General features: G+C 64.7%; 15 protein-coding genes. 3 read left to right on the top strand and 12 right to left on the bottom strand.

Annotated elements, in window-relative coordinates; translation table 11 throughout:
* Window positions 1-38: 38 nt before the first annotated feature.
* The 5 genes from tauA to QN413_RS17565 form a co-directional block, all read right to left on the bottom strand.
* Window positions 39-1,034, bottom strand: a complete 996-nt coding sequence (gene tauA / locus QN413_RS17585) for a taurine ABC transporter substrate-binding protein (RefSeq protein ID WP_323497857.1) — start codon at window positions 1,032-1,034, stop codon at window positions 39-41.
* Window positions 1,035-1,225: 191 nt separating this feature from the next.
* Window positions 1,226-1,627 carry a hypothetical protein gene (locus QN413_RS17580; protein WP_323497856.1) on the bottom strand — a complete coding sequence of 134 codons (402 nt, stop codon included), beginning with the start codon at window positions 1,625-1,627 and terminating at the stop codon, window positions 1,226-1,228.
* A 6-nt stretch (window positions 1,628-1,633) separates the two neighbouring features.
* Window positions 1,634-2,335: a DUF433 domain-containing protein gene (locus tag QN413_RS17575; RefSeq protein WP_323497855.1), complete on the bottom strand. Its 702-nt coding sequence runs from the start codon at window positions 2,333-2,335 to the stop codon at window positions 1,634-1,636.
* A 69-nt stretch (window positions 2,336-2,404) separates the two neighbouring features.
* Entirely contained in the window at window positions 2,405-5,473 is a 3,069-nt protein-coding gene (gene uvrA, locus QN413_RS17570) for an excinuclease ABC subunit UvrA (protein WP_323497854.1), read from the bottom strand.
* A 46-nt stretch (window positions 5,474-5,519) separates the two neighbouring features.
* Entirely contained in the window at window positions 5,520-6,935 is a 1,416-nt protein-coding gene (locus tag QN413_RS17565; RefSeq protein WP_323497853.1) for a chloride channel protein, read from the bottom strand.
* A gap of 116 nt (window positions 6,936-7,051) precedes the next feature.
* On the opposite strand from QN413_RS17565, the gene ssb reads away from it, so the two are divergent.
* Window positions 7,052-7,588: a single-stranded DNA-binding protein gene (ssb, locus tag QN413_RS17560; RefSeq protein WP_323497852.1), complete on the top strand. Its 537-nt coding sequence runs from the start codon at window positions 7,052-7,054 to the stop codon at window positions 7,586-7,588.
* Between the two features lie 47 nt (window positions 7,589-7,635).
* Here the strand turns inward: ssb and QN413_RS17555 are convergent, their stop codons facing one another.
* Window positions 7,636-8,058, bottom strand: coding sequence for a BLUF domain-containing protein (locus tag QN413_RS17555; protein ID WP_323497851.1), 423 nt, complete (start codon window positions 8,056-8,058; stop codon window positions 7,636-7,638).
* A gap of 208 nt (window positions 8,059-8,266) precedes the next feature.
* On the opposite strand from QN413_RS17555, the gene QN413_RS17550 reads away from it, so the two are divergent.
* Window positions 8,267-9,271, top strand: a complete 1,005-nt coding sequence (locus tag QN413_RS17550; protein ID WP_323497850.1) for an LLM class flavin-dependent oxidoreductase — start codon at window positions 8,267-8,269, stop codon at window positions 9,269-9,271.
* Between the two features lie 17 nt (window positions 9,272-9,288).
* Here QN413_RS17550 and mnmA read toward each other — a convergent pair whose 3' ends face one another.
* The 6 genes from mnmA to QN413_RS17520 all read right to left on the bottom strand — a co-directional run bounded on the left by mnmA (window position 9,289) and on the right by QN413_RS17520 (window position 17,711).
* Window positions 9,289-10,389, bottom strand: coding sequence for a tRNA 2-thiouridine(34) synthase MnmA (gene mnmA / locus QN413_RS17545; RefSeq protein ID WP_323497881.1), 1,101 nt, complete (start codon window positions 10,387-10,389; stop codon window positions 9,289-9,291).
* 58 nt (window positions 10,390-10,447) lie between these two features.
* Window positions 10,448-12,169 carry a long-chain fatty acid--CoA ligase gene (locus QN413_RS17540; RefSeq protein WP_323497849.1) on the bottom strand — a complete coding sequence of 574 codons (1,722 nt, stop codon included), beginning with the start codon at window positions 12,167-12,169 and terminating at the stop codon, window positions 10,448-10,450.
* 112 nt (window positions 12,170-12,281) lie between these two features.
* A complete protein-coding gene (locus QN413_RS17535) occupies window positions 12,282-12,770 on the bottom strand; it encodes an NUDIX hydrolase (RefSeq protein ID WP_323497880.1) in 489 nt (162 codons plus the stop codon).
* Between the two features lie 10 nt (window positions 12,771-12,780).
* Window positions 12,781-15,213, bottom strand: coding sequence for a CHASE2 domain-containing protein (locus QN413_RS17530; RefSeq protein ID WP_323497848.1), 2,433 nt, complete (start codon window positions 15,211-15,213; stop codon window positions 12,781-12,783).
* A gap of 21 nt (window positions 15,214-15,234) precedes the next feature.
* Window positions 15,235-16,986, bottom strand: a complete 1,752-nt coding sequence (locus QN413_RS17525) for a FecR domain-containing protein (RefSeq protein ID WP_323497847.1) — start codon at window positions 16,984-16,986, stop codon at window positions 15,235-15,237.
* Window positions 16,983-17,711: a response regulator transcription factor gene (locus QN413_RS17520; RefSeq protein ID WP_187053463.1), complete on the bottom strand. Its 729-nt coding sequence runs from the start codon at window positions 17,709-17,711 to the stop codon at window positions 16,983-16,985. Before QN413_RS17520 ends, QN413_RS17525 begins: the two co-directional genes overlap by 4 nt.
* A 405-nt stretch (window positions 17,712-18,116) precedes the next feature.
* Between QN413_RS17520 and QN413_RS17515 the strand changes: the two genes are divergently transcribed.
* The gene (locus QN413_RS17515; RefSeq protein WP_323497846.1) at window positions 18,117-19,259 is read left to right on the top strand and encodes a Re/Si-specific NAD(P)(+) transhydrogenase subunit alpha; all 1,143 of its coding nucleotides are present in this window, start codon (window positions 18,117-18,119) and stop codon (window positions 19,257-19,259) included.
* Window positions 19,260-19,264: the final 5 nt, after the last annotated feature.

Here is a 19,264-nt window from a genome sequence, read left to right as displayed (position 1 = left end):
GCTCCTTCGGTGATGTGGCGACCTGGTGTGGCGACGCGTTACTTGGCCATCGCCTTCTGCACGTACGCAGTGGTCACGAATGCGCCGTAGTCGGGCTTCACTTCCTGCACGCGGCCTTGCTCTTTCAGGAATGCGGCGGTGCCGGCCATGGCCTTGGCAGCGCCACCGCCGAGCCATGTCGGCGAGACCTGTTCGGCCATCGTCGGGAAGGTGTAGAGCGCCATGGCAGGACCGACATCGGCTGGGTTCGCCTTGGTCCACTTGGCCATCGCCTTGGTCTGTGAAGACTCTGCCGTCCAGCTCTTGCCGGACGCTTTGTATTCTTCGTTGGCGCGGTTCAGCGCCTTGACGAAAGCGATCATGAACGGCTCGTTGGCCTCGGCCCACTTGGCGTTGACGATGATGCCTTCGAAGGTCGGTGCGCCCTTCTTGCCGATGGTGCCGGAGGTCGCGATGACCTTGCCGTTGCTCTTGATCTTCGACAGCACCGGGTCCCAGATGAAGGTCGCGTCGATGTCGCCGCGTTCCCATGCGGCCGCGATCTCGGGTGGCCGCATGTTCATCACGTTGACCGCTTTGCCGTCGACGCCGTCCATCTTCATGCCGGCCATCAGCTGGTAATGCGCGGTCGAGACGAATGGCGTCGCCACCTTCTTGCCGACCAGGTCCTTCATGCTCGTGATGTTGGAGCCGTTGCGCGCCACCAGCGCTTCGGCATCGGCGATGTCGGCGGAGATCCAGAACAGCTTGATGTCCTGCCCCTGGCTGGCCGCCGCGGTCAGTGGGCTGGAGCCGGCTTCGCCCATCTGCACGTCGCCGGAGGCCATGGCGCGGATCACATCGCCACCACCGGCGAACATGCGCCAGTTGATCTTGTAGCCCGTGGCCTTCTCGACCTCGCCCGACTCCATGACCAGGCGCAACGGCACCAGCATGTCCTGGTGCGCGAAGGTCACTTCCTTGGTCTGTGCAAGGGCGGCGCCACTGGCGGCGAGCGACAGAACGGCGAGCGAAAAGAACCGGTTCAGCTTCATGAAAAAACTCCTGTGAGTCGACATCCGAATGCGCTCACGACGACCGTGAGACGCTCCGATGCGGACTGTGCAGGCAAGGGCCGCGCCCGTGAAGGTCCAGCACCAAAGCGTGTTTGGAGCCAGCTTGAAACAGCGCACCGTCTTGTTGGTGCGCGGGTCGCGCGGCTGCACTCGCGCGGTGCGCGAATATGTCAAGCCGATAGCTTGCGTCTGCTCACTTCACCGGATCGAGTGATCGAAAAAAGCGCAGGCGGTTGGTTCACGTTTGCTTGCCGAACGATCTCGGGATACGCGGCACAAACTATGCGCCCCGTTTCTTCAGCGGTGAGACCGCCCTGGCTCAACACGAACATCATCAGCTTCGCCTCCACAAGGGCCCGGTGCTCGTTGATCCGATAGCGAATGCGTTGATCGCGGGTGAGGATCAACCAGCCGTTGTCTTTGACGGCCGTGAGCCAGACTTCGTCAGGAGTGTCGTGCTTGAAATGGCGGTTGTGCGGTACATACGGGATACCTGCTGCGTCAAGCGCGGCGCCCAACTTGCCGCTCCATGCGCAACGGTCAATGAAGAGGACTGATTGGTCTGCGACCAAGACGTGTCAGGCGGCCAGCCTTTGAGCGAAACGGAGAGCCTCGTCGATGTCGGTCTCGGCAACGCCATAGTCCTGCGCCATCTCCGCGACGGAGTCGCCCGCCATGAAACGGTCGCTGATTACGGCAGTCATGACGCCCGCATTCAACAGAATGGGCCGCCCGAACGAAATCTGCGGATCGATCGCAACCGCTTTGGGTTGCTGCGACACGTCCGGAGAAATTCGGCTGTACGGAAACAGTCGAACCGGCCCACCTTGCGCGCTTCGGTCGATCCGTGCCAACGCCTGCTGAAACTCGCCGCGCAAAGCAGTCTGCCCGTCGCGCGAAACGTTGATGAGCTGCGAAGCCTTCTCGATGAAAAGATCGACGCCGTTCGTCATGAACTCTTGAGCAATCAGCGGGCGGTCTTGTTGGAGTTGCTTGCGCACATAGTCGAGACTGCTCCGCACAGTTGCCATGTTGATGAGGTGGTGTCTGCGAATGACAGCCAGCACATGCAGTTCGCACAGGTTGGTAAAGGACAAAAACCGGCCGGTCTCGTCGGCCGGGCTCACCAATGGCTTGAAGCTGCGGCCCGCACCACTTCCCTGACCGAAGCACCACGCCCCGATCGTCGTCTTCGGAACGCCCAGCACGGCGGCGACTTCGGAGGCTTTGTATGCCGGCTGCTCGGCCGGAGGGATGCGGTGGTTGAAGGTGCGCTCCATGGGGTTAGGTTTTGTCGCCAGATGCCGATTGGGCCTACGAAAGGCAAATTGTGCAACGGCTCTCGAAGGCTACAGCAGCCGCTTCAAATACCGCCCCGTATGACTCGCCTCGTTCGCAGCGATGTCCTCCGGCGTGCCTTCACCCACCACCTCGCCGCCGCCGGCGCCGCCCTCCGGCCCCATGTCGATCAGCCAGTCGGCGGTCTTGATGACGTCCAGGTTGTGCTCGATCACCACGATGGTGTTGCCGGCGTCGCGCAGCTGGTGCAGCACCTTCAGCAGCAGCTCGATGTCGGCGAAGTGCAGACCGGTGGTCGGCTCGTCCAGGATGTAGAGCGTGCGGCCGGTGTCGCGCTTGCTGAGCTCCAGGGCAAGCTTCACGCGCTGCGCCTCGCCGCCAGACAGCGTGGTCGCCGACTGGCCTAGCTTGATATAGCTCAGGCCCACGTCGAGCAGCGTGTGCAGCTTGCGCGAAATGGTCGGCACGGCTTTCAGAAACTCGTGCGCCACCTCGACCGTCATGTCGAGAATCTGCGCGATGTTCTTGCCCTTGTATTGCACCTCGAGCGTTTCGCGGTTGTAGCGCTGGCCGTGGCAGACCTCGCACGGCACGTACACGTCCGGCAGAAAGTGCATCTCTACCTTGACCACGCCGTCGCCCTGGCAGGCCTCGCAACGTCCGCCCGCCACGTTGAAGCTGAAGCGCCCTGGGCCGTAGCCGCGCTCGCGCGCGGTGTTGGTCTCGGCCATGAGTTCGCGAATCGGCGTGAAGAGGCCGGTGTAGGTGGCCGGATTGCTGCGCGGCGTGCGCCCGATGGGCGACTGGTCGACGTTGATGACCTTGTCGAAGTACTCGATGCCTTCGATCGCCTCGTGCGCTGCCGGCTCGTCGTGCGCGCGGTACAGCGTGCGGGCGACCGCGCTGTAGAGCGTGTCGTTGACGAGCGTCGACTTGCCCGAGCCCGACACGCCCGTCACGCAGGTGAGCAGGCCGACCGGGAAAGCGACGCTGACATTCTTCAGGTTGTTGCCGGTCGCGCCGATGACGCGGATTTCCTGCAGCTCGCTTTGCGAAGCCAGGTGCGCCGCCTCCCGCGCGGCGCGGCGTTCGGCTGCCGGGCTCGGCGCAAAGCGCGACTTCTTGCCGTCGTTGAAAGCCGCCTTGGCGACCACCGGAAGCCATGCCGTGCGGTGTTTCGGCACCGCGATTTCTCTGACGCCCGACAGGTACTGGCCCGTGAGCGACTCGGGGTTGGCCGCCACTTCCGCATACGTGCCTTGCGCCATCACGCGGCCACCGTGCACGCCGGCGCCCGGACCCATGTCGATCACGTGGTCGGCGGCGCGGATCATGTCTTCGTCGTGCTCGACCACGATCACGCTGTTGCCGATGTTGCGCAGGTGCTTGAGCGTGCCGATGAGCCGGTCGTTGTCGCGCTGGTGCAGGCCGATGCTCGGCTCGTCCAGCACGTACATCACGCCGGTAAGGCCCGAGCCGATTTGCGATGCCAGCCGGATGCGTTGTGATTCGCCACCCGACAGCGTCTCGGCACTGCGGTCGAGGCTCAGGTAGTTGAGTCCGACGTCGTTGAGAAACTTCAGCCGCAGTCCGATTTCCCGCACGATCTTGTCGGCGATCTCGGCCTTGGAGCCGCGCAGTTGCAGCGTCTGAAAGTACGCGAGGCATTCGCGCAGCGTGACGTGGCTGATCTCGAAGATGGGCGTACGCGTCGGCTCGCTGCCGTCGGCCGGCGGTGCGCTGACCAGGAACACATTGCGCGCCTCGCGCCGCAGCCGCGTGCCGCCGCAGTCGGGGCACGGCTGCATGTTGCGAAAGCGCGTGAGTTCGTCCCGTACCAGCACCGAATCGGTCTCCCGAAAGCGCCGCGCCATGTTGGGGATGATGCCTTCGAAGGGATGCTTGCGCGACAGCTTCTTGCCGGCCTGCTGGCCGCTTTCCATCGCGTAGCTGAACTTGATTTCTTCTTCGCCGGAACCTTGCAGCACGGCGTTCTGGACGGCGGCGTCGAGCGATTCGAAAGGTGCGTCGATATCGAACTTGTAGTGCTTGGCCACGCTCTCCAGCATGCTGAAGTAATAGCCGTTGCGGCGGTCCCAGCCTTTGATGGCGCCACTCGCCAGCGACAGCGACGGGAACGCGACCACGCGCGCCGGGTCGAAGAACTCGCGATGGCCGAGGCCGTCGCAAGTCGGGCAGGCGCCGACTGGTGAGTTGAAAGAGAAGAGGCGCGGTTCGAGTTCGGCCAGCGAGTAGTGGCAGACCGGGCAGGCGAACTTGGCGTTGAAGAGGTGCTCTTTGGGCGCGGCGGCGTTGCTCGCCGGCGTGATGTTCGTCGCGCTGTCTTCGCCCTCGGGCGTTTCCATTTCGAGTGCGATGGCACGGCCGTCGGCCAGTCTCAGCGCGGCCTCGAAGCTCTCCGCCAGCCGCTGCTGCATGTCGGGCCGCGCGCGCAGCCTGTCGATCACCACGTCGATGTCGTGCTTCTCGGTCTTCTTGAGCTTGGGCAGGTCGTTGTATTCGTAGGTTGCACCATCGACCCGGAAACGCACGTAGCCGGCAGCCTGCATCTCTGCGAACAGGTCGAGGAACTCGCCCTTTTTCTCGCGCGCGACCGGCGCCAGGATCATCAGCCGCGGCTCGCCGGGCAGGGCGATGGTCGCGTCGACCATTTGCGATACCGTCTGCGCTTGCAGCGGCAAGTGGTGATCGGGGCAATAGGGAGTGCCGGCGCGTGCGTACAGCAGGCGCAGGTAGTCATGGATCTCGGTGACGGTGCCCACGGTGGAGCGCGGGTTGTGGCTGGTCGCCTTTTGCTCGATGCTGATCGCGGGGCTCAGGCCTTCGATGACATCGACGTCGGGCTTGTCCATCAGCTGCAAAAACTGACGCGCGTACGCCGATAGGCTTTCGACGTAACGCCGCTGGCCTTCGGCATAGAGCGTGTCGAACGCCAGGCTCGACTTGCCCGAGCCGGACAGGCCGGTGATGACCACCAACTTGTTGCGCGGGATGTCGAGATCGACGTTTTTCAGGTTGTGCGTGCGGGCGCCGCGAATGCTGATGCGCTGTTGTGCGAGCACGGCGCCGAGGTAGGCATCGTCAATGGGGGAGTTCACGGGCAGTCCGTTTTGGGCAACCGAGCATGATAAGTCGCTCAGGCTGTCAGTGCGATGGCGGGGCTTCGGTCGGTTCCGGTGCCAGCAAAGGGGGCACGGAAAGCGGTGCTTCGGCAGCGTCGTCCGTCTCGTCCGGCGCGACCGGCAAGTTCGTGCCGATCGCAGTCGCCACCATGTGATCGGCCAAGGTGTCGTACAGCGGCCGGCTGATCATTCGCGAGACCAGGCTGGCTAGCATGGCCGCCGCCATCAGGCTCAGCACCATCGCATGGCCGTCGACCATTTCCATGACGATGATGAATGACGTCAGCGGCGCCTGCGTGACCGCCGCCAGGAATGCTGCCATGCCCATGGCGATCAGCGCAGGGCCCATGTCGGCCTGTGCGATTTGCGCGACGGCACTGCCGATGCCGGCACCGATCGACAGCGACGGCGCGAAGATGCCGCCTGGCACGCCGCACCAGGCCGTGAGCCAGGTGGCGATGAACTTGAGCAAGGTGTAGAGCGGCGTGAGCGCGTCGTGGCCTTCGAGCATGCGTTTGACAGCCTCCGAGCCGGCGCCGAAGGTCACGCCGCCAGTGACCAGTCCGATGACGGCGATGACCAGTCCACCGACCGCCGCGAAGCGAATCGGATAGCGCGCCCGCAAAAGGTTGAGCCGTTCCGGCACACCGGTCAGCGAAGCGATAAGCAGCCGCGAAAAGAGCCCGCCCGCCACGCCGCTGATCAGCACGATCAGCAGGCCGGGCCCAAGCGAATCCCAGCCCAGCCGCGGCACCTTGATGATGCCGAAATAGCTCAGGTTGCCAAAGGCCGACACGGCCACCAGGCCGGCCAGCACGATGGCCGTCATGATCAGTCCGCTGGCGCGCGATTCGAGCCGACCCGACAGTTCTTCGATGGCGAACACCACACCGGCCAGGGGCGCGTTGAAGGCGGCGGCGATACCGGCGGCGCCACCGGCGATGAGCAATGCGCGCGTGTCGATGGCGCTGTGAGGCGACAGCCAGCGTCGTGCGTGCTGCATGACGCCGGCTGCGACCTGCACCGAAGGGCCTTCGCGCCCGAGCGACAGACCCGCAGCAAAACCCGTCATCGTGAGGGCGAGCTTGGCTGCGCTGAGCCGCAGCGAGACGAAGATGCGGCGCCGGTCTGGCGGCAATGCCGAATGCAATGCCGCCTTGACCTGCGGGATGCCGGACCCGCTGGCGCCAGCAAAGAAACTGCGTGTGGCCCACACGATGAACGCCGTCAGCAGCGGCGTGACGACGAGAACAGCCCAGGGCCACGCGGTGAAAAAGCGATGAAAGCCCTTGAAGGCCCAGTCGCTGGCGATCGTGATGCCGACGACCGAGAGGCCCGCCGCGATCGCGTAGCTGAGCACGACGGCCCGATCGAGCCAGCGACGGCCGCCGGAAAGCTCGGCGCGCAGGTGCTGGAAAAAGTTGGGCTCGGCGTTCATCGACAACCGCAATTGTCACCCGTCAGTCACCACGACTTTGCGCGGCCCGGCGGCAGACGCATGGGGCACAATTCCTCTTTTCCTTCTCCTTCAATCCTTCATCAGGGGCAGTGCACATGGCATCGGTCAATAAAGTCATCCTCGTCGGCAATCTCGGGCGCGATCCCGAAAGCCGCACCTTTCCCAGTGGCGATCAGGTCTGCAACGTGGCCATCGCGACCACCGACAAGTGGAAAGACAAGTCCAGTGGCGAGATGAAGGAGGCGACCGAGTGGCACCGCCTCGTTTTCAACGGCAGGCTGGCTGAAATTGCCGCGCAGTACCTGCGCAAGGGCTCGCAGATCTACGTCGAAGGACAGATTCGGACCCGCAAGTTCACCGACAAGGAAGGCGTCGAAAAGTTCGCGACCGAGATCCGTGTCGACCAGATGCAAATGCTCGGTAGCCGGCAGGGTATGGGCAGCCCGCAAGGTGGTGGCGACGACGACGGCGGCTATTCGCAAGGTGGCGGCGGCGGTGGTGGTGGCGGCGGCGGCGGCTACGCACCGCGCGCTCCGGCGGCTGCGCCTCGCGCACCCGCTGCGGCGCCGCGCCAGGCGCCTGCCAAGTCGTCGTCCGGCTTCGACGACATGGACGACGATATTCCGTTCTAGATCGGACCTTTTAAAGCCGAGTGCTGCTTTTTTGACGTCGCTGCGTCTCAGGACGCCGGTGCGTCGACCGTTCGACCTTCGGCAATGAGCTCGGCGATGCGCGTCATGACCAGCGCCCCGCCCGGAGAGTAGGGATCGAAGTCCGGCCAGATGATTTTTGTCTGCGGATCCACGTCGGACAGGTTCACATGCGCCATGGACCACTCACCGTAGTGGCGCTTGGTAATGCTTTCGCAATGGATCAGCTCCAGGTCGGTGTGGCGTGGGTCCGCAAAGATGCGTGAATACAGGCGCGTTACCAGGCCACGCTCGCCTTCGAGCACCTGCAGGAACACCCCTTGGCCCTCGCAGAGCACGCCGGTAATACCGTTCTGCGTGTTCCAGGCGTGGGCCGTGCGCAAGATCGCGTCGGTCAGTGTGGTTGATTGCAGATCGACCACTTTGCTTACATAGATCAAACGTATGAGCACGATTTTTGACGTCTTTGTAGTGGGTGAACCGGGACGAAAAAGACAGCGCCAAGCCTCGAAGCATGGGTTTTTGCGCCACGAAGCAGACTAGCGGTTGGCGCGATCCCGTGTTCGACCGGGGGCATCGGCTCGGCGGGCACCTACTAATGCCTGGGGGAAAAATTCTCGCACCCGTTGGAAATCGCCGGTTCGGACCAAAATACAAGCCATGGCTTCGACATCCACCCCCCTTTCGATCCTCGATCTCTCCCCCATCACTGAAGGCAGCGACGCCGGGCAGTCGTTCCGTAATTCGCTGTCGCTTGCGCAGCTCGGTGAAAAGCTGGGCTACCGGCGCTACTGGCTGGCCGAACACCACGGCATGCCGGGGATCGCCAGCGCGGCGACGGCGGTGCTGTTGGCATACATCGGCGCGGGCACCTCTACCATCCGCATCGGCGCCGGTGGCGTCATGTTGCCGAACCATTCGCCGTTGGTGATCGCTGAGCAGTTCGGCACGCTCGAATCGCTCTATCCGGGCCGCGTCGATCTTGGCCTGGGCCGCGCGCCGGGCTCCGACCAGCGCACCGCGCAGGCGCTGCGGCGCAATCTGGAATCGGACTCGGACCAGTTTCCGCAAGACGTGGTCGAGTTGATGGATTTCATGTCGAAGGAGCCGCGGCAAGCCGTGCGCGCGGTGCCTGGTCAGGGGCTGGAAGTGCCGATCTGGATTCTGGGATCGAGCACCTTCGGCGCCCAGTTGGCGGCGCACCTCGGCCTGCCCTATGCCTTTGCGTCGCACTTTGCGCCGCAGCAAATGATGCAGGCGATCCGCATCTATCGCGAGACCTTCAAGCCATCGGCGCAGCTGCAAAAGCCGCATGTGATGCTCGGCTTCAATGTGTTCGTGGCCGACACCGATGCCGAGGCTGAATTCCGTGCCAGCTCATGGCAGCAAGCGTTCGTGAATCTGCGCAGCGGACGGCCGGGACGCCTGCCGCCGCCAGTCGAAGGCTATCGGCAACGCGTCGGCCCGTCGGAAAACGCGCTGCTCGATTCGGTGTTGTCGTGTTCGGCCGTCGGTTCGCCCGAGACGGTGCGCGCCGGCGTCGATGCCTTCATCGCGCGCACGGGCGCCGATGAATTGATGATTACCTCGCAGGTGTTCGACCATGCGGCGCGGCTGCGGTCTTACGAGTTGCTGGCGGGACTGCGCGAGACGGCGGCTGCCTGACTTGGCCGCGTGATCCGCTAGACGATCACGCCGCCGCCGAGGCACACGTCGCCGTCGTACACGACGGCTGACTGGCCGGGCGTCACCGCCCACTGCGGCGCGTCGAACGCCAGGCGAAACGCCTGGTCGGTGCCCTTGTCAAGCTCGCATGCCGAGTCGACCTGCCGATAGCGCGACTTCGCCGCATAGTCGCCTGTTGCGGGCGCAGCACCCGCCACCCAGCTCGCATCGTCGGCTTCCAGCAGATTCGACAGCAGCCATGGATGCTCGTGCCCCTGCACGACCCACAAGGTGTTGTGCTCGATGTCCTTGCGCGCCACGAACCACGGCGCGTGGTCGCCCGCACCGCGCTGCGCACCCTTGGCCTTGATGCCGCCGATGCCCAGGCCTTGCCGCTGGCCGAGCGTGTAGAAGCTCAGGCCCTGGTGCTCGCCGATAGTGCGGCCGCGCTCGTCCTTGACCGGACCTGGCGCCTTCGAGATGTAGCGATTGAGGAATTCGCGAAACGGCCGCTCGCCAATAAAGCAGATGCCGGTCGAGTCTTTCTTCTTCGCGTTGGGCAAACCGATCTCGTCGGCGATGCGGCGCACTTCGGTCTTGTGCAGCTCGCCGACCGGGAACAGCGTCTTCGACAGCTGCTGCTGGTTCAGGCGGTGCAAAAAGTAGCTCTGGTCTTTGGAGGCGTCGAGGCCTTTCAACAACTCGTGCTTTTGCGTCGCATCGTCGAAGCGGACGCGTGCGTAGTGTCCCGTCGCGATTTTCTCGGCACCGAGCCGCATCGCGTGATCAAGAAAGGCCTTGAACTTGATCTCGGCATTGCACAGCACGTCGGGGTTGGGCGTGCGGCCGGCCTGGTATTCGCGCAGGAATTCGGCGAAAACACGGTCTTTGTAGTCGGCCGCGAAGTTGACGTGTTCGATCTCGATGCCGAGCACGTCGGCCACGCTGGCGGCGTCGATGAAGTCGATGTTCGAGGAGCAGAACTCGCTGTCGTCATCGTCTTCCCAATTCTTCATGAAGATGCCGACGACCTCGTGGCCCTGCTGTTTCAGCAGGTGCGCCGTCACCGCGGAATCGACTCCGCCCGACAGGCCCACCACGATGCGCTGCTTTTTCAACATAGGGGAAGGATTGTCCCAGTGTTGCGGTGCACGGGGGCGCCGTGCGGATTTGTGATCAGGCCGTCGCGCGCTTGCGGGTTTCCTCTTCGACCAGGTCCTTCTTCGACAGCTTGCCGACGGCCGTCTTCGGCAGCTCTTTGCGCACTTCGAGGAATCCGATCATTTCGTGCTTGCCAAGGCGGTCTTTCAGGAAGGTCTTGAGCGCATCGAGTTCGAGCGGTTCCGCGTCAGCCTTGAGCACGACGAAGGCTTTGGGCGACTGTCCGCGGTACTCGTCGGGCACGCCGATCACGCAGACCTCCGCGACCGACGGATGCTCGTAGATGGCTTCTTCGAGCACGCGCGGGTACACGTTGAAGCCGCCGCACAGCAGCATGTCCTTGGTGCGGTCGACGATGTAGAGGAAGCCATCGGCATCGAACCTGGCGACGTCGCCACTGCGGAAGTAGCCGTCGGGCGTCATCGAGTCGGCCGTGGCGCCGGGGTTGTTCCAGTAGCCGAGCATCACGTTCGGCCCTTTCACGCACAGCTCGCCCGGCTCGCCGGTGGCGACCTCTTCGCCGGAGCCGTCGAGCGCCAGCAGCTTGATGAGGATGCCCGGCAGCGGCATGCCACACGAGCCCGCCTTGCGTGCACCGCGTGCCGGCGTGAAGGTGCCCGAGGGCGAGGTCTCGGTCATGCCCCAGCCTTCGTTCAGGTGGCAGCCGGTCATCTCGAAGAAGCGCTGCTCTACCTCGACCGGCAGCGGTGCGCCGCCGGAGCCGCAGAACTTGAGCGAGGTCATGTCGGTCTCTTTGGCCTTGGGGTGCGACAGCATCGCCGTGTACATCGTCGGCACGCCCGGAAATACGCTGATCCTGCCCACCGATATCTCGCGCAGCACCGCGTCGATGTCGAACTTGGTGTGCAGTACCAGCGCGGCGCCGAGCCGCATGCCGAGCAGCATCGCCGCGCTCAGCGCGTAGATGTGAAAGAGCGGGAGCACGATCAAAAAGCGCTCCACGCCTTCGTCCAGGATGGGTGGATTTCCTTTGGTCGATTCGAGGTACTGCGCGCTCGCCGCACCCAGGTTGGCGTGGGTCAGCATTGCGCCCTTGGGAAGGCCGGTGGTACCGCCCGTGTACTGCAGCACGACGACTTCTTTCTTTAGGTCGCCGAGCGGATGCCGCACGACACCCGCGCCGTCGTTCTCGAGCAACTGCGCAAACGACATGTGCTTTTCGTCGACCGGCACCGGCGCCAGCATCCCGGCGCCCTGCAGCATCGCGCTGACCTTGTCGGGTGCGCCGCTGTATTCGGCGAGGCTGCCGACCACCAGCTTCTTCAGGCGCGAACTCGCCAGAATGCGCGCCATCTGCGGGTACAGCACGGCCAGGTCGAGCGTGACGAGGATGTCGGTCTGGCTGTCCTCGACCTTGTGCGCCAGCACGCGCTCGACATCGAGCGGCGAATAGTTGACCACCACGCCGCCGGCCTTCAGCACACCGAAAAACGCGATCGGATAGTGCGGCGTGTTCGGCAGGAAGAGCCCCACATGCACGCCCGGCTTCACGCCGAGTGCCTGGAAGCCCTTGGCCGCACGATCGCTCAACTCGTCCATTTCGCGGTAGCTGATGACGCGGCCCATGAACTCGATGCAAGAGTTGTCGGGCCAGCGTGCTGCGGCGTCTTCGAGAAACTGCGCGACCGGCTTGAGGGCCAGCTCGGCGTCCCAGCGCATGCCGGGCGGATACGACGTCGTCCAGGGGGTTTTTCCGGGCGTGGCGGCTTCTGTCATGTCGTCTCCAAAGGTCACTTCTTGAAGACCCCATTGTGGAAGCGCGTCTGGGTCGACAAGCGCCGCTGGGCTCGGGGCTTTCCCGTATGCGCGGCCGATAAATCCCGAACGTCTACAGCTTTTTCAGCGACGCGACGGACGTGTCGACATGCACCAGGTCCAGCGGAAAGCGCCGGCCGGCCAGGTAGTCGTCGATGCACTGCATCAGCAGTGGGCTGCGGTGGCGCTCGACGTTGCCGCGGAGTTCTTCCGCCGTCATCCACAGCGTGCGCACGATGCCGTCGTCGAGCGTGCGGTCAGCTTCGAAAGCGCCCAGCGTGCCTGCAAATGCGAAGCGCAGGTAGGTTACGTCGTCACCGTTCGTCTTGCGCGTGGCGCGCGCCATGTAGATGCCGACCAAGGCAGTCGGCACGAAGTGGTGCGCCGTTTCTTCGAGCGTTTCGCGGACGCATCCTTCGGCGGGCGATTCGCCTGGGTCGAGGTGGCCGGCGGGCGTGTTGAGCTTCAGTCCGTCGCCGGTGTGTTCTTCGACGAGCAGGAACCGGCCGTCGCGTTCGATCACGGCCGCCACGGTGACGTTGGGTTTCCAGCGCTCGGCCATGGTCATCGGGTCACTCCTGCACGTCTTTTCTCAATTCTTCTAGTTCGGCAGCAGTCGGCCTGGGGAGCACCAGCGTCACGGTGCAGCCGGCATTGGCCGCGCTGTCGATCTCGATCGTTCCGCCATGACGATGCACGGCGGTGCGCACCAGCAGCAAGCCCAAACCGACACCGTGCACGTCGGGGTGACTGTCGCGGTGGAGCCTGTTGAACGGCTGGAACAACTGCGACTGTAGCTCCGGCGGGATGCCAGGCCCCTGGTCCTGAACGCCAATGCGCCATGTCGGGCCGGAGTCAGCTTCGGCTTCGACAAGGCTGCAGCGCAGATCGGCGCCCGGTGGCGAGTACTTGAGCGCATTGCTCAGCACGTTGGTCAGCGCCCGGGTGAGCAAACTCCGGTCGGCGGTGCAGGGTGCGTCTTCCAGCGCAGTGGTCAGAAGCACCCGCACTTTGCGCTGCCGCGCCGCGATCCATGCGTCATCGATGGCCATCTGCATCAGCGCCACGAGATCGAGTATTTCCGCGCGGAACGGCTGGGCTTCGGCACGGGCGAGGTTGACGAAGCCATCGGCCAGTTCGAGCCCGGTTCGCGCATGGCGCTCGATGCGCTGGAACAGCGCGTCACCTTCGAAAAGTTCGGGGCGTGTGCGCGCCAACTCGATGGTGGTCAGTATCGACGCGCTCGGTTCGCGAATGTCGTGCGAGATGAAGCGCAAGGCTTCGTCGCGCTGGCCCTGAGCGCGGCGCATCTTGCTGATGTCGACCAGCGCCACCATCCAGCCGGCATGCGCGTTGGTATCGTCAAAGAACGGCACGCAGCGCAACAGCAACGAATGGCCCTTTGGGTCTTCGCCTTCGCCCATGATCGGCTGCACACCGTTCAACAAGGCGCCGGTCGGCATCATCGGGGCGCCCGTCGTGCGCCAGCGCAGGTCCGCGAGCAACCGGTGCGCATCGCGGCCGAACAGGCCGGTGGCATCGGTTTGCCAATATCGCTGCGCAGCGATGTTGGAGATCATCACTCGGCCGCGGCCGTTCAGAATCATCGTCGCGTCGGGCAGATGGTCGATGCCATCGCGCACGAAGCGATGCAGGTCGCGCATGCGCTGTGCGGCGGCCGATGTGGCGGCCATTTGCCGATCCAGAAAGTCGCCACGTCCCGGCCTCGGCGGCGGCAACGGCACCGTACCGCCCTTGAAATCGAGCGCCAGCTGCTCGGTTTCCCAACGCAGGTAACTCAGCGCGGCATACAGGCGCAAAAAGCTCCACAGCGGATAGACCAACAGCAAGCCCGCGAAGCCCGCCGCCGGCGCAAACTGAACGCCCACCCAGGGCCACGTCGCGTTCAGCCCGAGGCGCAGCGCGAGCATGGCGCCGATCAACGCGATCACGCCGACGGGCCGCAGCCAGAGCAGTCCGAAGAGCGCCACGGCGAGCGGCAAGAGGTTGTAGGCAAGGTCTTGCCAGATCGACGCGTCGACCACGCGCCGCCCGCGCAGCACGCCCTCGAGCACGTCGGCAAAGATCTGCACGCCGGGGGTGAGGCCGGTCACGCTAGGCGCCGTCGTGGCATAGGCATCACCCATGCCGACCGCGGTGGCGCCGACGAGCACGTACTTGTCCCTGAAAACATCGGGCGCGACGCGACCTTGCAGCACATCGACGTACGACACCGTGACAAAGGGCTGCTCGCCGCGCGCGAACACGACCAGCTCATGCTGCTCGCGCAGCCATGGCAAATTGCTTTCAATGGCCGGCAACGGCGGACGCGGCGGCGGCGCCTGGCCTTTTTCGTACGCCAGCGCGGCGTCGTGCAGCGCGACGACGAAGTGCGGCCAGGGGCGGCCCTCGAAACCTTCGCGCATGTAGACGCTGCGGGTGATGCCATCCTGGTCGAGCGACAGATGCGCATGGCCGACGGCATTGGCCGCACGGGCCAGCAGGGGCGTCGGCAGTAGTTCTTTCTGCGTTTGCTGGCCGACCGATTGCAGCGCCATCGGCAGCACCACACAACCGCTGTCCTGCATGGCCTGCGCCAGCACGGCATCGTCGGCGGCGTAAGTCGAATCCTGTTCCGGCAGCAGCAAGTCAAAGCCGATACAGCGCGGGTTTTGCGCCGCAATGCGCCGCAGCGCTTCGGCATGCAGGGCGCGTCGCCAGGGCCAGCGGCCGATGGCCGCGAGCGACTTTTCGTCGATCGCGACGATGACCACGTTGCCGGATGGTTTCTGTTCGAGCGGCGCGCCGGTGTTTTCTTGTAGCAGACGATCGAAGCGCGGCAGCGGCTGGGTCAGCGTGAGCTCGGTCACGAGTGCGAGCAGGCCGACAGTGAGCACCAGCCAGGCGCCGCGGCGACGCCAGTAGCGTTGAAGCGCTTTGCGGAACGGCGTTTGCGGTGCGGGGTCCGAGTCGCCGGGCAGCAAGGGCGCAGGCGTTGTCGCCATGGTGGAAAACGGGCCCGCGGCTCAGGGCCGGGCGAGCGGTTCGCCGTCGCCGCTGACGACGCCGCCGCCGGTCGAGGTCCGCACCACGCCGCCGATGCGCAGCAAACGTGGCGGCGAATACGGCCCTTCGGCACCCGATGCGTCGCGTGCCCGGAGTCGCACGTAGTAGGCGCCACGCTCGACGCCGTTGATGGTCCAGCGCGGCGCCTTCAGATCAGCTTCGAGGACGATTTGTCGGAAGGCCTCGTCTTTGGCGATCTGGCCGTGAAAGCTGTGACCCGCCACAGCGCTCCAGTTGAGCGTCGGGGAGTCGCCGGCATCCGCCACGTCCAGCGTGCCGACCTTGGGTGTCGCGATGAGCGAGAAGCGCTGGGGCGTCGCGAACGGGCCGTGTCCCGGGCCGGGCGTCTGCACCGAGGCCACACGCCAGTAGTAGTCGCCGAGCGGCAGCGTTGCCAGGCCGAGTCGGCAACGGGACAGCCCCGGCTGATCGACCTCGGGCTGCGAAAAATCAGCGCGGCTCGAAACCTGCAGATGGACTTCGGTGCCGGCCACTTCAGAGCACACGAGTTGCGCGGCCTCGCTGGTCACGCGTGCGTCGGGCGCGGGGCTTTGATACAGCGGTGGCACCGGGTGCGCGTGGACGCGGATGCTGCGTCTGGCCTCCGCGCCGGCCAGTCCTTCGGTGTCGACCGAGCGAATCCCCAGCATGTAGTCGCCATCGTCGAGCGCGACGAACTTCACTGCGCGGCCGGCGAACATGCCATCGCGCAGCACTTCGCGAAAGGTGTTGTCGCGGGCGATGCGGACTTCGTGGCGTGTGGACGCCTCGCTTTCGCCCAGGTCAAAGACGAGCTGGTCGGCGTCCTGGTACTCGGCTGGCAAGGCGGTGAGGTCCGGTGCGGCCGGTAAGGCGCGGCGCTCTCCAAATTTGCCCTTGCCGTCGACGAGCACGCCCTGGCCTGCGGTGATGGTGGTCTTTCGGGAAGCACCGCGCGCGGGCTTGCGCGCCTGCACCGCCACCGTGCCTTCGCTGACCGTGGTGCCGGTGCGGCCATCGACCCCGACAGCGACATCGAAGTGCGTGCCGCGTACGCTGGCCACGGCGCCGGGCGCATGGATTTCGAAGACGCGGCCCTTGGGTTGTTTGGAGACTTCGGACTCGACCTTACCGCCGCGCACGTCGATGATCGATTCGAAGCTGTCGGAGGCCGCGCCGCGCCGGCGCAGACGTTTGAGTTCGACGTCGGAACCGGCCAAAATGCGCACGATCGAACCGTCTGCCAGTCGAAGCAGAAGGTAGCCGTCTTCAGGCACCTTTATTTGTGCGCCTTCGACGAGGGTGTTGCCGATCGCCAGCGGCTCGGCAATGGCGCTGGCAGGTGCCGGCACGCCAAGCGCGCCTTTGGCCGGTTTGCGGCGCGGCGCGGCCGTATCAGCTGCTGCCGCGCTGATCGCTGTGGTCGAGCCCCTGACGAATTCGACCCGTGCGTTGATGGCAGCGGGCTTCATCAGACGCGCCGGAATCTGCAGCATCGTGCCGACGGCGATCTTGTTCGGGTCTTGAATGCGGTTGAGCTTTTGCAGCAGCGGCCATTGCTTGGGCGACCGCAGGTAAATTGCTGCGATCGATGGCAGGGTCTGGCCCTCTTCGACCCGATGGGTCGTGAACCCGTCGGGCCCACGTGCCCAACTCGGGCTCGCGGCCAGGGCGACCAGCGCTGCGGCCAACAGCGGCGCGGCGCAGGCGCCGCGCCATTGCACTCGCCTCATGAAGGCGTGCCGAGGGCGGTGCGAACGTCTGAAAAGCTGTCGGCCTCCAGCGCTTCGAGCCGATAGCCAAGACCATAGATGGCCGACAGCAAAAAGCCGTTGGCCGGACGCAGGTCGAGCTTGCTGCGAAGGCGTGACACGTGAGTGTCGAGCGAGCGCGAAGCCGGTTCCGGCCCGAGTCCCCAAACGGCTTCACGCAAATGCTCGCGTGACAGCAGCCGGCCCATGTTCTGAAACAAGAAAAGCGCAAGTTCGTACTCGCGGTGCTTCAGTTCGACGGCCTTGTTGTTGACTTCGAGGCTGCGCGATTGTGGAAAGAAATGGTATGGCCCAAAGACCAGTTCCGACTCGAAATGCGCCGGATAGGCCCGGCGCAACAGCGCCTGCACGCGGGCCTTGAGCTCGCCGACGCGGATCGGTTTGACCATGAAGTCGTCGGCACCGGCGCCGAGGCCTTCGACCATGTCGGCCTCTTCGCGCCGGTTGGTCACGAACAGGATCGGTAGCCGGCTCGCGAGCTCTTCGCGAATCCAGCGCACGACTGTCGGGCCTTCGACGTCCGGCAGGCTCCAGTCGAGAACCAGCAAGTCGAAGGTCTGCGTCCGGAGGTCGCGTAACAGCGTCCTCGCGTCCGCATAGCCGTGGCATTCGTGGCCGATGCCATCCATCGTGTGTTGAATCAGCTCGAGCTGACCCGCTTCGTCGTCAAGCGCCGCAATTCTCATTTTTTGAGCTCCCTGCTAACCGATTTCTACTGACCTAATGCGGCCTTGAACCGCTGCGCGCATGTTAACGACGGGCCTCCTGGAACAACTGTTAACTACTCCACGGATAGATGACCGTGCGGATAACAAATGTCATCAGCCGAGAACTAGTGCGCTTTGGCTATCTTGGTTTCCCAACATAGCCAGGGCAGCCAGCGCAACGCCATGATGTGCGGCCCTGTCAGTCGCGCGTCCCGTGCAATCTGCCCGGGATAGACGTCCAGTTGCTATCATTTAAATAGCAATGGGAAGAGGCTGGCCGGGCGGTTTGGTGCTCTGGCGTCCGCGTAACCGCTTAGCCGCCGGGCCGGAGTCTTGCGGTAAGCTCTGCCCGCATTCCGCGACCCCTGCCCTGAGGAGACTTCTATGCTGATAGGCGTACCCGCCGAAACGACGGCGGGTGAAACCCGAGTGGCCGTCACCCCCGAGACGGTCAAGAAACTATCGGCACTGGGCCACAGCTTGCGCGTGCAGTCCGGCGCCGGCGTGGCAGCCAGCGTGACCGACGCGGCCTATGAGGCGGCTGGCGCCGAGATCGTCGATGCCGCGGGCGCCTACGCCGCGGAGATGGTTCTGAAGGTGCGCACGCCTTCCGACAGCGAAGCCGCCCTGATGAAGCCCGGCACGGTCCTCATCGGCATGCTCAACCCTTTCGACGCCACCGGCCTGCAGCGCATGGCCACGGCGGGCCTGACCGCCTTCGCGCTCGAAGCCGCCCCGCGCACCACGCGCGCCCAAAGCATGGACGTGCTGAGCTCGCAAGCCAACATCGCCGGCTACAAGGCAGTGATGATCGCCGCCGACAAATACCAGCGCTTCTTTCCGATGCTGATGACCGCCGCCGGCACCGTCAAGGCCGCCCGCGTGGTGATCCTCGGCGTCGGCGTAGCCGGCTTGCAGGCCATCGCGACGGCCAAGCGCCTGGGCGCGGTGATCGAGGCGTCAGATGTGCGCCCGAGCGTCAAGGAACAGATCGAGTCGCTCGGCGGCAAGTTCATCGAAGTCTCGTACGACACCGACGAAGAGAAGGAAGCGGCAGTAGGCGTCGGTGGCTACGCCAAGCCGATGCCTGCGAGCTGGCTGGCGCGCCAGCAGATCGAAGTGGCCAAGCGCGTGGCGCTGGCGGACATCGTGATCAGCACCGCGCTCATCCCCGGCCGCGCCGCACCGACGCTCATCACCGAGGACATGGTCAAGGCGATGAAGCCCGGCTCGGTGATCGTCGACATCGCCGCCGGCAAGGGACCGGACGGCGTGGGCGGCCTTACCGGAGGAAATTGTCCGATTTCCGAACCCGACAAGACGGTGGTCAAGCATGGTGTGACGATCGTCGGCGAAACCAACCTGGCGGCACTGTTGTCGGCCGATGCCTCGGCGCTCTATGCGCGCAACGTGCTCGACTTCGTGAAGCTGATCGTCACCAAGGACGGCGCGCTCAAGATCGACCTGGAAGACGACATCGTCGCCGCCTGCCGTGTGTCGCATGACGGCCTGGTCACCAAAAAATAACGAGG

The sequence above is a fragment of the Variovorax sp. LG9.2 genome, from assembly GCF_035018885.1.
Lineage (GTDB): Bacteria > Pseudomonadota > Gammaproteobacteria > Burkholderiales > Burkholderiaceae_C > Variovorax.
Note: the sequence above shows the minus strand (reverse complement) of the source record. Positions and strands in the feature narration are given on the sequence as shown.